This window comes from Staphylococcus sp. SA22 (assembly GCF_054165785.1).
Genome location: NZ_JBSZQY010000001.1, coordinates 215,827 through 230,107 on the forward strand (window position 1 = coordinate 215,827; position 14,281 = coordinate 230,107).

Consider the following 14,281-nt stretch of genomic DNA (forward strand, 5'->3'; position numbering starts at 1 on the left):
AAATATGAGTTTATATGAAATTGTGAATAAAAGTCATCAGTTACTATTTAAAAAGTAAATTTGAAGAATTTTATTTTCTGTCATAATTTGATTTAAACAACACATGTGTTTTGTTTCTGCTATGTACAACATATTTCATATAGACTCTTTATTATTTTTTGTGCTAAAATATTTACTTGTAAATTATTTCGTGTTTTAAAAAAAGGAGTAACTCTATGAATAAAAATACATGGGTCATTGGGTTTACGCTCTTCGCTATGTTTTTTGGCGCAGGCAATCTAATTTTTCCTCCTAATCTCGGATTGGATAGTGGTCAATTTTTCTGGCCCGCCATTTTAGCGTTTGTTCTAACTGGGATTGGTTTACCATTATTAGGTGTGATTGTAGGTGCACTTGATAAAGAAGGATATATTGGCGCATTAAATAAAATTTCACCTAAATTTTCAATATTGTTCTTAATCATCATTTATTTGACTATAGGGCCACTTTTCGCAATACCTAGAACTGCATCTACATCTTTTGAAATGACAATTACACCAATTATACATAGCAATAGTAGTATCGCTTTATTTATATTTACGATTATCTACTTCATAGTCGTTTTGTATATTTGTTTAAATCCATCTAAGTTAATCGATCGTATTGGTTCATTATTAACACCATTATTATTGATTACTATTTTAGCGATGATTATTAAGGGATACTTAGATTTTAGCGGTAATAGTGCTGGAAAGGGCAATGAAGCACTATATCATTCTAATTTTTCAAGTTTTGCTGAAGGCTTTACACAAGGCTATTTAACAATGGATGCCATTGCAGCAATTGCATTTTCAATGATTGTTGTTAATGCAGTAAAACTAACAGGTATTACTAAAACAAATCAAATATTCAAACAAACTTTGACTGCTGGTTTAATTGCAGCGGTTGCTTTAATTTTCATATATATTTCATTAGGTTATATTGGTAATCATATGCCAGTAAGTGACATGACGTTAGATCAATTGAAATCCAAAGATCGAAACATTGGGACATATTTATTAACGACAATGGCTTCAACAGGATTTGGTTCATTCGGAAAATATTTATTGGGCATCATTGTGGCGTTGGCATGTCTAACTACAGCATGCGGACTTATTGTTGCAGTTTCTGAATATTTCCATAGAATCGTACCTAAAGTATCATACAAAGCATTTGTATTAGTTTTCATTTTAATGAGTTTTATTATTGCTAACCAAGGTTTAAATGCTGTTATCTCAATGTCAATTCCGGTATTAAGCATTGTATACCCAGTAGCAATAACTGTTGTGTTATTAATTTTAATTGCCAAATTCATACCGACAAAACGCATTTCACAACAAATTCCAGTTATTATCGTATTTATATTGTCGATTTTCAGTGTTATTAGTAAGTTAGGTTGGCTGAAAATTAACTTTATAGAATCATTGCCTCTAAGAGCGTATTCTTTAGAGTGGTTCCCAGTAGCAATTATTGCAACGATATTAGGCTATCTAGTCGGCATATTTGTAAAACAAGATCCAATTAAATATCAACAGGAATAACGAATAATATAAAAGGAAGCATCTCCAATTTAATCTTAGGATGCTTCCTTTTTTGTTATATCTAATTCGTAATTTATGATTGTTTATTCGGTCCTTTGATGTTCACTAAATGTGACTTTAAATCTTGTTCTAATTGTTGTAATTCTTTTTCAGCTAATTGTCGTTCTTCGCGACCGTGTTGTTGAATAATTAATGTTTCTTCAATTGTTTCAATAATGTTACGCTGTGTACGTTTCAATGTATCAAGGTCAACAATGCCACGCTCATTTTCTGTTGCAGTTTCAATCGCATTTTGTTTCAACATTTCAGCATTTGCTGTTAATAAATCATTAGTTGTATCAGTGACAGCTCGCTGTGCAGCAACTGCATTACGTTGTCTCATTAATGTAAGCGCAATGGCCATTTGATTTTTCCATAGTGGAATACTTGTCAAAATTGAACTTTGTATCTTCTCGGCAAGGGCTTGATTAACATTTTGAATCATACGAATTTGTGGCGCAGTTTGCAACGCTATTTGTCTTGAAAGCTGTAAGTCATATATGCGTTTATCTAGTCTATCTATAAATTGCTGCATATCTGCAACTTGTTGAATATCCATTTGATTAGTGGATTGCTGCGCTTGCTGTTGCAATTGTGGTAGCTTTTCATTTTCTAATTGCAACTTTTTTTGCTGTGCAGCAATGATATGCAATGATAAGTCATCAAAGTATTGTTTGTTTTTATCATATAGCGTATCTAATAATTCAATATCTCTTGTTAAATGTGTTTGATGTTTCTGCAGTTGAATCGTTATGCGATCGACTTGAGCACTAACTGATTGCATTCTTGAAAAGATTTCATTGATAGACGACTTTGCTCTGCTAAAAATTCTTTTTAACATAGATGGTTTATCAGTATTTAACTCATTTGGATTAACTGACTTTAGTTTTGACATGAGATCTGACAAAGTATCTCCAATAGGACCAACATCTTTACTTTGTACTTCATCCAACATTTGATGTGAAAATTGAGACATTTGTTTCTGTAAACCAGAACCAAACGCTAATAAACCTTCATTGTCTAAAGGGTTAATTTGTTTACTGATTGTGTCTACCTGTTTTTGTTGTTCAATTGTTAACTTTTCTTTTTGAATAGTAGTATTCGATAATTCTTTATCGCTTATAAAATCATCTAGTGGATGGCTTTCTTTGAAACTTTTATTTTCAGTCATCAATCATCTCTCCAATAGTTGCTATTTTACATCAATCTTGATGATGCTTTTGATGTAACTTATTTAATTCCATTTCAATATCTAAACGTTCATAATCATCTTCGTTGAGACGCTTTAAATCAGCGATTAATGTTCGTTTGACCTCATCCAAAGTAATTCGTGTTTGTTCTAATTTTTGCTGTTCATTAATTGATTTTTTGGGCATTTTTGCTAGACGTGTATATGCATCAACCAAATTTAATGCATTATCAATATGAGAATAAAAAAAGCCTTCAACTTTATAAAATGATGCAGGTCTCTGTCTAACTGTCGTATAAATAGAACGTGAAATTTGATATATATCATTAATCTGCCTAAAATCTTTAATTGATCTTATATTGACATACGTTTTTAAAATACCTCTAAGTTTTTGATGTGTATGATTTAACTGATTTCGAATATAGCGATAGTCTTTTCTAGTCAAACCAATTTCGTTTAAATATTTGCGTGAAGTGAGTTTTTGTATCGGTAGGTATGTCATTAAAAAGCCAACAATACCAATAGACATATCAATTAAAAAAGATACATCAAGTGCAATCATCCCAAATATGCTTGTTAAAAACGCTACAGGAATTCCCACTAACACCCCAAATATATGAGAAATATTATATCTCACTGTCATCTTCCTTTATTTAGCATTTTATATTGATCGAAAATCCGATAATTTTTGATTTAGTTCTAACTCTTCAAGTTGATGGCTCGTTACATTTGATGCTGGTGAGGCACCTTCAATTACACCTTGAATAAATCTCTCTATATCTGCGTCATCCCCTTGTGCATATATCTCTACATAGTCATCTACATTTTGAACAGTACCGACAATGTTATAGTTCATTGCAATGCGTTGTGTAAAATATCTAAATCCGACGCCTTGAACGCGTCCGAATACTTGTAAATGTATATGTCTCATTTTTACCACCTCATAATATTATTATACGTAGTTTTACTTAAAAAAACTAATAATTACTATAGTTAATACTTTGTTTCAAGTCGTCAAACTTGATTTTCAGAGGATAAAGGTATAAAAATAAGTATAGAGTTTTTGAAGTATGGAAGGGGTCTTTAATAATGTGGACAGTTACCAAAATTAGAGCCGATTATGAGGGATGGTGGTTATTCAGTGACTGGCCAGAAAACATTGTTGAAAAATATCAATATCAAGATTTTGATGACATGTTTAAGCACTATCAACAATTGATTAATCAATGTAAAGTTCAGTTCGATAATTATGTCACAGGCAAATATAATATTTATGCATTTTATAATAATTGTGACATGAACTATTGCGAAGATTGTGAAGAGGATTTACAAATATTTTATAGTTTCATTGTTTTACAAAATAATGAAGTATATTATAAACTACCAATAATTGATTAAATGAATATTTTTTATTATTGTATTGCAATTTGGTAATAACTGCACTATAATACAAGTTAAGCAGATGATTATTCCATATTGCAAAGAATATTTGAGTGAAATTTGCATGTCTTTTTTGTAATATGCGAATAAGCATATTGAATGAATTTTAGTCTTGGAGGTTTCAGATTATGAAACAAGGTACAGTTAAATGGTTTAACGCTGAAAAAGGATTCGGCTTTATCGAAGTTGAAGGAGAAAATGACGTATTCGTACATTTTTCAGCAATTAACCAAGATGGTTACAAATCATTAGAAGAAGGTCAAGCTGTTGAGTTTGAAGTAGTTGAAGGCGACCGCGGTCCACAAGCTGCAAACGTTGTTAAACTATAATTCTTAGATTTGAATCATTGATTTTAACTAACACCTTACCAAGAAGTAAGGTGTTTTTATATGCTTATTACAAATACTTAACGCGATGAGTTTCTCAACCAAATTGAGAACTCTTTTTTTATATCACCAACATTGTTTGCAATAGAAAATTATATTTATATAATATAATTATGGTGTACAACGACGAGGTGATTTTATGAAATATCTTATCCTTAGTTTAGTTGCTAATTTATTAGTTTTCGGTGTATTATCTGCAATTGGTTTAAATATTAATATTTTAGCAGCAATGATGATGATTCTAGTTATTCCAATTACGATATCAGGAATATTATTCTTTAAAACTAATTTAGATAAGACATACATATTTTTTAACATAATTTTTATAGACTTTTATTACTATATTTACAATGTACATTTAATGGCCTTACCAAGATTTAATAGTTATATTAAAACAGAGATGATGGAATTAGAACATATTGATGTATTAATTACAAGTAAAGATTTTGGATTTGATGAAATTTTATTTTTTACACTGTATTTGTTATTAATCCTTATCATTTTATATTATTTAAAAAAGCAAGTTAAAACTAAAAGTTAAAGCCTAATTATTTTTGTTTCATAGTTTATTTTATAAATGAGTGATACTATGGCATTACTCTAACTTATTTATCCTTAGATTTTTTAATGATAAAATATATTAAAATGAATTGTTATTCACAGGGGGAGATCATATGCATGTGCCAAAGTATTTTCAAGTAGATGATTTTAAAGAAATCGAAAAGTTTATTCATAGTAATTCTTTTGGAATGATTGTAACTGTGGATCGAGTAAAGCCTATAGCTACCCATGTACCATTAGTTTTAGATAAAAAAGGGGACGACTATTATATTAGTGGGCATCTAGCTAAAACAAATCCTCAATGTAATACATTAAAAGATAATCAAAATGTATTAATCATATATCAAGGTGCACATTCTTACGTTTCTTCAGCGTGGTATGAAAAAGAAAATGTACCTACATGGAATTATCAAGCAGTTCATTTATATGGTGAATCAAGTATATTAAGTGAGGAAGAAACAATAGATGACTTGAAAAGACTATTGGTAAAGTATGAAAGGCATCGTGAAGACCCAGTATTATGGGACAATATTTCTGAAAATACCAAAATGCAGGCCAAAGGTATTGTAGGCTTTAAAGTCAAGATACACAAGATAGAGGCTGCATACAAAATGAGTCAGAATCGTAATGAAAAGGATTATAATAACATAATTGAAAAGCTAGAAGATGAATCTAATGCAAGCAGTGTTGCTGTAGCTCAAGTAATGAAAAATATTCATCCATATTCATAAACCAACAAGCAATAAACTCTTAATTAAATAATCTTAAAAATTCCCCGAGTCACAGTATAATTTTCTGTTCTTCGGGGATTACTTTGTTTATTTTTATTTTGTATCATTAATAATAAGTTGTCTTAACGATTGTCGCTTTATAACTTCACGTGCTTTGCCATCTTTTAAGAAAAACACAGAAGGCTTTTGCATTTGGTTGTAATTGGATGCCATAGAGTAATGATATGCACCAGTTGATAATATAACAAGATAGTCTCCACGTTTGACTGATGAAGGTAATTTAGCGTCTTTAATAATGATATCACCAGACTCACATAATTTTCCAGCTATAGTTACACTGTCATCTGCTTCTTCATTTCTATTAACAAGCAATGCTTGATACTTTGCGTCATAAAGTGCAGTTCTGATATGATCACTCATACCGCCATCGATTGAAACATATTTATTAATCTCTGGAATCTCTTTAATGGTTCCAACTTCATATAAAGTAACGCCAGCTTCACCTACAATAGATCGTCCCGGTTCAATACCTATTTCTGGTGCATCTATACCTAGAACTTTAATTTCAGATTTTATTGCGTCTGTAATATCTTTAATACCACTTTCGATAGGGAAACTTTCGTCACCTTCAACATATTTAATACCAAAGCCACCACCAAGGTTTAATAATTCAACTTGAATGCCTTGCTCTTTAAGCCAACGTAAAACAATTTTAGCAGTTTCAATAAATGCTTCTGTACCTTCAATCTGTGAACCAATATGACAATGTACACCTTTTAATTTAAGATGTTTAGATTGTTGCACTTTGTTAATTGCTTGTTTAGCTAAGCCATATTGAATTGATAAGCCAAACTTACTATCTTCTTGACCAGTTTGAATAAATTCGTGTGTATGTGCTTCAACACCTGGATTAACTCGTAATACAACTTGAACCGTATCATTAGCATAGCGGTCTATTAATTCAATTTCTTCTAATGAATCTATAACAAAATAACCGATGTTATTTTCTAAAGCATACCTAATTTCATGTTTCGTTTTATTGTTACCATGGAAATGGATCCGACTCGGTTCAAAACCTGCTTCTAACGCTGTATATAATTCACCTTCAGAAACAACATCTAACTGTAAATCTTCCTCAGCTACAAGTTTGACCATTTGAATGCAAGTAAATGCCTTTGAGGCGTATGAAATATTGTATTTTAATCCACTATCTTTAAATGCGCGATGGTAACGGCGCATCTGTTCTCTAATTTGCAGTTCATCATAAACAATGGTAGGTGTACCAAAGCTTTGCGCAATCGTTTTTAAACTAATACCATCCATTGTTAATTCGCCATTTTGATTATATTTAACAGTCATTTGAAATGTACTCCTTTTTTAAAGAATCATGATTCATAGCACTTAATTGTTCAGAATTTGCACCAACACCTTTAAAAGTATATTCATCGATGCGGATATCATTATTATAAAGAATAACTTCATCTTGTGCATGTACATTGCCATCTACTTCAACAAACATATGGCTCATCATTAATGCACGTATCGGGTAGCGTTTACCATTGATAAGTGCTTCATGTTTAGCACGAGTTCTTAAAATTCCATCGCCATAACCGATATCAACTACAGCTAATTTTGTATTGTTTTTAGTCACTTCAAAGGCAAAGCTATAACCGCAATAATCACCCGCTTGTACTTCGCGCACTTGAATAACATGTGCTTTTACAGTTAATGACTGAACTATATCATGTTGATTCAGTGAACTATATGGTCTTGAACCGTATAACGCAATACCTACACGCGCATGTGTATGGTGGGGTAGTAATATTTGTCCTTCCCGATAAAAACTCGCACTATTTTGAGCATGGATTAGGTCGAACTGATAACCTTCAGATAAGAGTGCTTCAACAATTTCCATCCATTGTGAACGTTCAATATTATAATCTGACACATCGAATTCATCAGCATATCCAAAATGGGTCCATAAACCACTAATGATCATTTTTGCATTTTGATTTTGATGGTGATCTTTCAATACTTCTTTAATTTCGTTTAAATCTTTAAATCCAGACCGATGTAATAAATTTTCAAATTCTAAGTGAACATGAATACCTACTAAATCATCTTTATGGTTATAGTAATATGTCAACGACGGCAAAGTCATGTGTATTTGATGTTCACGGACTAAATCAAACTCGTAAACTGCATTCATTAAAAAGATTGTTGCATCTGGAGCAAGTTGTCTAATTTGAATTGCTTCTCGTAGTGATGTTGTACTAAATGTATCTATACCTGCATGGATAAACTGAGTTACAGCAAATTCTAGGTCATAGTGATATGCATTATTTTTAACAACTGCCATTAATGGCTGATTGTTTTTGACTGTGATTGCATTTTGTAAAAATATTTTCTTATTTACAGACCATGTTGCTGTCAATGTATTACACCTCTTTGTAATTATTTAATAAATTTTCGTAAAAATTAGCCACGTTTATTAACACTTTTTCATCAAAATTTAAATGTGATGTGTGCAAACCAGTTACAAAACCTTTATCTTCATTTCGTGTTCCTATAAAAACAAAGTAAGCTGGAGCTAGTTGTTGACCATAAAAACTAAAATCTTCCCCAAATAAGAATGGCGTTGGTTTGTCATAGACATTTAAATCAGCTTTTATTAAAGCGTCCTCTATTTGAGTACGTAATTTCGGACTATTGATTGTAGGGGGATAACCTTCTGCAAATTTAACTTCACAGTCTACATTAAACAGAAGCTTGACACTTTCTGCTATCTTTTGCATTTGATTTTTAACGATTGTTAAATCATCAATATCATATGTACGAATTGTACCTTCTAAATAACCATTACTTGGTACAGTATTAATCGCTTCACCAGCTTTAAAATGACCAATATGAACAATATTTCGTTTCAAACCGTTAAGGTGAAATTGTTGAATTTGTGATATTTGAGTTAATACATGTTGTAATGCTTCACCACAAGAATGACCTTGTTCTTTATCAGCAACATGACTTGACAGGCCTGTTAAGAAAAAGCGATACTCTGTTGCACTGGCCGTAATTTCTTCATCTCTTATCACTGCAATGCCTTCATCAGCAAATGGATTAACATGAATACCAAATACCGCTTCAATTGGATACTTATCAAAGGCACCGGCTTTTATTAATCGATTTGCACCGCCACCAGTTTCTTCTGCAGGTTGGAAAATGAAAACGACATTTTGCGGTAATTGACCCGCATCTTGCATGTCTTTGCAACGTTGTACAAAAAGCATTAATGCAGTTGTATGACCATCATGTCCACAAGCATGCATCACATGATCAGATTGACTGCGATAAGGCACATCATTTTCCTCTAAAATAGGTAACGCATCAATATCAGCTCTATACGCTATCGTATGTGAGCCATTACCTTCTAAGTATGCAATGACGCCAGTTTCCAATGGGCAATCGTATTTAATATTTAAACTATCTAAAAATGCTTTAATATAAGCAGTTGTTTCAAATTCATGTAAGCTTAATTCAGGATGTTGATGTAAATGACGGCGATGTTTCGTAACAAATTCTAATTCATTCATAATTATCAATCCTTTGTGTTAAATTACTATATAAATAGTGTAACGTATTTCGAAATTTGTGATCATAAGTTTATTCAATGATAAACAATAAGGTTGAGACATAATCGTATCTCAACCTTGAAATTATTATACGTTGACGTCACTAGTCATTCAGTTTTCTTAATGCTGCTACAATCTCTTTTTTAGTATCTTGTACTTCAGAAGCTTGCTTAATCACTTTCGCAGGTGTACCAGCAACAACTGCACCAGCTGGTACATCTTGTGTCACAATCGCGCCAGCTGCAACAATAGCACCTTTACCAACACATACACCTTCTAAAATAACTGCATTTGCACCGATTAATACATCATCCTCGATTATAACTGGTGAAGCACTAGGGGGTTCAATCACGCCTGCTAATACTGCGCCAGCCCCTACATGTACATTTTTACCAGTTGTAGCACGACCACCGAGAGTAGCATTCATATCAATCATCGTACCTTCGCCAACGACTGCGCCAATATTAATTGTTGCGCCCATCATAACGACAGCACCATCTTCAATAATAGCTTGTTCTCTAATAAATGCACCTGGTTCAATACGTGCATTAGTATTTGTTAAGTCTTTTAATGGAATGGCAGAATTGCGGCGATCCATTTCAATTTCTATATCTTCGAATTGACTACCATATGTTTCGTAAAAAGGTTTCCAATCATCTGCTTCACAAAAGATTACTTTAGATTGTTCTGAACCAAATACTTTAAAACTTTCTGGATATGTGATGCCTTCAAAATTACCATTTAAATATACTTTTATTGGTGTAGACTTTTTAGCATCACTTATATATTGAATAATTTCTTCAGCTGTTAAATGTTGTACCATAAAATAATCGATCTCCTTTAATATGTTTATAGGTTGTCAAACGTATAAAAGCCGTTTGGTTTATTAACTAAGCGTTCTGCTGCTTGTATTGCACCATTCGCAAAAATATCTTTTGATTGTGCACGATGCGTGATTTGAATCGTTTCATCAGTGCCGGCAAATAGAACTTCATGTTCACCGACAATCGTACCTCCACGAATAGAATGAATACCAATATCATGTGGCTGGCGTTTTTCATTTAATTCATGTCTATCATAAACAGGAGTTACATTTTCTTTCAAAGATACAATCACGTCATATAATTTTTCTAACGTACCACTTGGTGCATCTACTTTTTTATTATGATGTGCCTCAGTCAATTCGATGTCGAAATCATCAAGTAGGGGAACAGCAGCTGCTAAAATTTTAGTCAGTGCATGCACGCCATAACTCATGTTCGCACTGAAAAATACAGGCATATTTTGACTCAATTCATCTAACTTATTAAGTAGTTTTTCTTTCTCGCCAGTTGTTGCCACAACTAATGGCAAATGAAACTCTTCATCTAATAAAGGGAAAAGCAGATTTGGATTTGAAAAATCTATTGCAACATCGGCATCTTTAACATCAGCAATATGTTGGTATTGTTGATATGGCGTTGTTGCTTTCGGTGTAGGTTCGATTACCCCCACAATTTCATGGCCTTTTTCTTCTGCTAATCTAGCAACGCGTTGATTCATTGCGCCATAGCCAATTAGTAATATTTTCACTCATTTTCACCCGCTTTAAATATGTTATATGCTTCACGAAGCACTTTAGTATCTGTTTCTTCTAGTGTAATCAATGGCAGACGTAATTCATAGTTTCCAAATCCTAAATAACTTGTTAAAGCTTTAATAGGAATTGGGTTAATATCAACTGATAGAGCTGATAACAGTATGCCGATTGGTTTAAATTGATCTTGAATATCTAATCCGCTTTGTTGAGCATCGTATAACGCTTGAAATTCTTTAGGAATTACATTAGCAATGACAGAAATAACGCCTTTACCGCCACGTTCATAGTATTCGACGACGTTGTCATCATTGCCACTATATAATGCAAATGAATTTGTATCAATTCGCTTTTTCAGTTCTTCTAAATACTCAAAATCATTCGTAGCATCTTTTAAAGCTACAATATAAGGATGTTGACTTAATATTTCTACAGTTTCTGGTTCAATTGTCATGTTCGTTCTTGAAGGAACATTGTACAGCACGACTGGTAATTTCACAGCATCTGCAATCGCTTCAAAATGTTTTACTAAACCACGTTGATTCGTTTTGTTGTAGTAGGGCGTAATTAACATAATTGCATCAGCCCCTAAGGCTTTAGCTTGGATTGAAGCTTGGATTGACTTTTCAGTATCATTAGTTCCAGTTCCTGCTATGACAGGAACACGTTTATCTACAAGATCAATAACTGTTTTTAGAATGAGTTCTTTTTCATCTGTTGTTAAAGTAGGGCTCTCAGCAGTAGTTCCATTAACGATGATTGCTTGGGCATTATTTTCTAGTAAAAAATTAACGTGTGCTTTCAAAGCTTCAAGATTAACTTTGTTATTTGTAAAAGGGGTTGTAAGTGCAACGCCAACACCCTCAAATAAATGTGTCATTTTAATTCGCTCCTTTTAAACGCATAACTTGTTCCAATACTTGTACAGCATTTAATGCAGCACCTTTTAATAAATTGTCTGATGTACACCATACATGGAAAGTATTTTCTAATGAATCATCTCTACGTATACGGCCAACAAATACTTCATCTTTATTAGTAGAATTGATTGCCATTGGATATTCATTGTTCTCTGGATTGTCTACTAAAACAACGCGGTCATCTTGATCAAATAATGCTTTAATATCTTCTGCAGTCGCTTCTTTTTCAAGCGTTACATTAATTTCAACACTATGACTATCTTGAACAGGAACACGTGCACATGTTGCTGTTACTTTTAAGTCTGGTACATTTAAAATCTTTCTAGTTTCATCAATCATCTTTTGCTCTTCTTTTGTATATCCATTTTCTAAAAACACATCAATATGCGGTAATACATTATTATAAATTGGATGTGGATATGCTTCAGGCGCCTTACCATTAATTCCCTCAGCTAAATCTTTTTTACCTTTCATCCCTGAACCTGATACCGCCTGATATGTTGTATATGCCACTCGTTTTAATCTATAGGCATCTTGTAATACTTTTAGAGGTACAACAGATTGAATCGTAGAGCAGTTTGGATTGGCAATGATACCTCTTGTAAATGTAGGTTCATTGACTTCCGGAACGATTAAATCAATATCTTCTGCCATACGCCATTGACTTGAATTGTCTATAACGATTGCACCAGCTTTTTCAAAGAGTGGGGCAAAGTGTTCGCTTGTACCGCCACCAGCACTCATTAATACATAATCGAAATGTTCACTTGCACGAGCATCAGTTAATTCTTGAACTGTATATGTTTTTCCTTGAAATTCAACTTCTTGCCCTGCAGAACGTGCTGATGAAAATAATACTAATTCATCGAAAGGAATATTTTTACGATTTAATGTCTCTAACATTTTTGTTCCTACTAATCCTGTTGCACCCACAACTGCTAATTTTGTCATAACTTGTCACTCCATTTTATAATAATTTCCAATTTTTAGAATATTTTAACAATCATTTTACCATTAAATGTTAAATGCGTCATATAGTTTTTCTACCGCTTGTTGCCCATTAAAATCATCAATGACGTATGAAATACTTATTTCAGATGTTGTTGTTTGGTAGAAAGGGATATTATTTTCAATTAATGTCAAAAATGCTTTTGATGCCACACCTGACATATCACGCATACCTGAGCCAATTAATGAAATTTTGACATAATGCTCATTGATTTTATAAGCTAATGCTTCATATTGATTCTTTAATGTTTCAAGAATCATAGAAATTTGATGAAAATCACTATCTTTAATCGTGAAGGATAGTTGTAGCCCATCCAAGTTGACGATTTGTGAAATCATATCAACATTTACAGCGCCTTCTTCAAGTTCCGTAAATAGTTGTGTAAGTAGCTGATTGTCAGGTAGGGGATAACTAATTGTTACATGCATCATATGTTTATCCAAAGCCACACCAGTAACTGCTTTTTTCTCTAATATTTCTTCATTTGACATAATCCATGTTCCTTTCACATTCGATAAAGTTTTTCCTAAATATAAAGGGATATTATAGTTTTTAGCTAATTCAACACTTCTTGTTTCAAGTACACCAGCACCTAAAGCGCTCATTTCCATCATTTCTTCATATGAGACGATGTCTAGTCGTTTAGCTTTTGGTAAAAGTCTTGGGTCAGTGGCATACACACCATCAACGTCGGTATAAATTTCACAAGGTATTTGATTACTAACAGCAAGTGCCACAGCGGTCGTATCAGAACCACCTCTGCCTAAAGTTGTTAATTCCTGATGTTCATTGATGCCTTGAAATCCAGCAACTACTAAAATATCGTTTTCTTGAAAGGCTTGTTCAAATGTTTGAGGATTAATTTGAGCAATTTTACTTTTTAAATGATGGCCAATGGTTTTAATACCCGCTTGATAGCCAGTCATTGCTTTGGCATTCACACCGATATCATTTAATACCATTGATAAATAAGATACAGTTTGTTGCTCTCCGGTTGTCAATAATAATGCCAATTCTTGTTGTTTTGGTGTTTTAGTCAATGTCGATACATTCGTCATTAATTCATCTGTTGTGTTACCCATAGCACTTACAACGACAATTAATTGTTCATCTTGATTGACCCGCTCCTTTAACATTTCAGCGATCCTTTTTATTTTTGTAAAATCACTGACGGATGATCCGCCAAATTTCAACACACTTCTTGTTACCATATAATCCTCCTAATTGTTAGGAAGGGCACAC

At 32.7% G+C, this 14,281-nt stretch carries 16 protein-coding genes; 5 read left to right on the plus strand and 11 right to left on the minus strand.

What is annotated here, in order from left to right; all coding sequences use genetic code 11:
• Positions 1-215 precede the first annotated feature (215 nt).
• Complete coding sequence (brnQ3, locus tag ACXQH5_RS00980) at positions 216-1,559, plus strand: branched-chain amino acid-like transporter carrier protein BrnQ3 (RefSeq protein WP_001039275.1); 1,344 nt, start codon at positions 216-218, stop codon at positions 1,557-1,559.
• A 73-nt stretch (positions 1,560-1,632) separates the two neighbouring features.
• Here the strand turns inward: brnQ3 and ACXQH5_RS00985 are convergent, their stop codons facing one another.
• Genes ACXQH5_RS00985 through ACXQH5_RS00995 form a run of 3 tightly spaced genes read right to left on the minus strand, consistent with a single transcriptional unit; the run spans position 1,633 to position 3,718 of the window.
• The gene (locus ACXQH5_RS00985) at positions 1,633-2,769 is read right to left on the minus strand and encodes a toxic anion resistance protein (protein ID WP_000138424.1); all 1,137 of its coding nucleotides are present in this window, start codon (positions 2,767-2,769) and stop codon (positions 1,633-1,635) included.
• A gap of 31 nt (positions 2,770-2,800) precedes the next feature.
• On the minus strand, positions 2,801-3,430 hold the full coding sequence (locus tag ACXQH5_RS00990; protein ID WP_001788788.1) for a 5-bromo-4-chloroindolyl phosphate hydrolysis family protein: 630 nt from the start codon (positions 3,428-3,430) through the stop codon (positions 2,801-2,803).
• An 18-nt stretch (positions 3,431-3,448) separates the two neighbouring features.
• On the minus strand, positions 3,449-3,718 hold the full coding sequence (locus tag ACXQH5_RS00995) for an acylphosphatase (RefSeq protein ID WP_001215907.1): 270 nt from the start codon (positions 3,716-3,718) through the stop codon (positions 3,449-3,451).
• Positions 3,719-3,876: 158 nt separating this feature from the next.
• Between ACXQH5_RS00995 and msaA the strand changes: the two genes are divergently transcribed.
• The 4 genes from msaA to ACXQH5_RS01015 all read left to right on the plus strand — a co-directional run bounded on the left by msaA (position 3,877) and on the right by ACXQH5_RS01015 (position 5,905).
• Positions 3,877-4,185, plus strand: a complete 309-nt coding sequence (gene msaA / locus ACXQH5_RS01000) for a regulatory protein MsaA (protein WP_000269923.1) — start codon at positions 3,877-3,879, stop codon at positions 4,183-4,185.
• Positions 4,186-4,355: 170 nt separating this feature from the next.
• Positions 4,356-4,556 carry a cold shock protein CspA gene (gene cspA, locus ACXQH5_RS01005; RefSeq protein WP_000809131.1) on the plus strand — a complete coding sequence of 67 codons (201 nt, stop codon included), beginning with the start codon at positions 4,356-4,358 and terminating at the stop codon, positions 4,554-4,556.
• Positions 4,557-4,752: 196 nt separating this feature from the next.
• On the plus strand, positions 4,753-5,154 hold the full coding sequence (gene msaC, locus ACXQH5_RS01010) for a sarA expression modulator MsaC (RefSeq protein ID WP_000876210.1): 402 nt from the start codon (positions 4,753-4,755) through the stop codon (positions 5,152-5,154).
• Between the two features lie 133 nt (positions 5,155-5,287).
• Positions 5,288-5,905, plus strand: coding sequence for an FMN-binding negative transcriptional regulator (locus ACXQH5_RS01015; protein WP_000558407.1), 618 nt, complete (start codon positions 5,288-5,290; stop codon positions 5,903-5,905).
• 93 nt (positions 5,906-5,998) lie between these two features.
• On the opposite strand, the gene lysA is transcribed toward ACXQH5_RS01015, so the two are convergent.
• The 8 genes from lysA to ACXQH5_RS01055 all read right to left on the minus strand — a co-directional run bounded on the left by lysA (position 5,999) and on the right by ACXQH5_RS01055 (position 14,250).
• Positions 5,999-7,264, minus strand: coding sequence for a diaminopimelate decarboxylase (lysA, locus tag ACXQH5_RS01020; protein ID WP_000216951.1), 1,266 nt, complete (start codon positions 7,262-7,264; stop codon positions 5,999-6,001).
• Positions 7,254-8,339 (minus strand): alanine racemase, encoded by a 1,086-nt coding sequence (locus tag ACXQH5_RS01025; RefSeq protein WP_000127590.1) that lies wholly within the window; start codon positions 8,337-8,339, stop codon positions 7,254-7,256. The genes lysA and ACXQH5_RS01025 overlap by 11 nt, the downstream gene beginning before the upstream one ends.
• 4 nt (positions 8,340-8,343) lie before the next feature.
• The gene (locus ACXQH5_RS01030) at positions 8,344-9,495 is read right to left on the minus strand and encodes an amidohydrolase (protein ID WP_001003796.1); all 1,152 of its coding nucleotides are present in this window, start codon (positions 9,493-9,495) and stop codon (positions 8,344-8,346) included.
• Between the two features lie 142 nt (positions 9,496-9,637).
• On the minus strand, positions 9,638-10,357 hold the full coding sequence (gene dapD, locus ACXQH5_RS01035; RefSeq protein WP_000249844.1) for a 2,3,4,5-tetrahydropyridine-2,6-dicarboxylate N-acetyltransferase: 720 nt from the start codon (positions 10,355-10,357) through the stop codon (positions 9,638-9,640).
• 26 nt (positions 10,358-10,383) lie between these two features.
• Positions 10,384-11,106 (minus strand): 4-hydroxy-tetrahydrodipicolinate reductase, encoded by a 723-nt coding sequence (gene dapB / locus ACXQH5_RS01040; RefSeq protein WP_000698238.1) that lies wholly within the window; start codon positions 11,104-11,106, stop codon positions 10,384-10,386.
• Positions 11,103-11,990 carry a 4-hydroxy-tetrahydrodipicolinate synthase gene (dapA, locus tag ACXQH5_RS01045; RefSeq protein ID WP_000149266.1) on the minus strand — a complete coding sequence of 296 codons (888 nt, stop codon included), beginning with the start codon at positions 11,988-11,990 and terminating at the stop codon, positions 11,103-11,105. The genes dapB and dapA overlap by 4 nt, the downstream gene beginning before the upstream one ends.
• A gap of 1 nt (position 11,991) precedes the next feature.
• Complete coding sequence (locus tag ACXQH5_RS01050) at positions 11,992-12,981, minus strand: aspartate-semialdehyde dehydrogenase (RefSeq protein ID WP_057504503.1); 990 nt, start codon at positions 12,979-12,981, stop codon at positions 11,992-11,994.
• Positions 12,982-13,044: 63 nt separating this feature from the next.
• The gene (locus tag ACXQH5_RS01055) at positions 13,045-14,250 is read right to left on the minus strand and encodes an aspartate kinase (RefSeq protein ID WP_000258709.1); all 1,206 of its coding nucleotides are present in this window, start codon (positions 14,248-14,250) and stop codon (positions 13,045-13,047) included.
• Between the last annotated feature and the right edge of the window lie 31 nt (positions 14,251-14,281).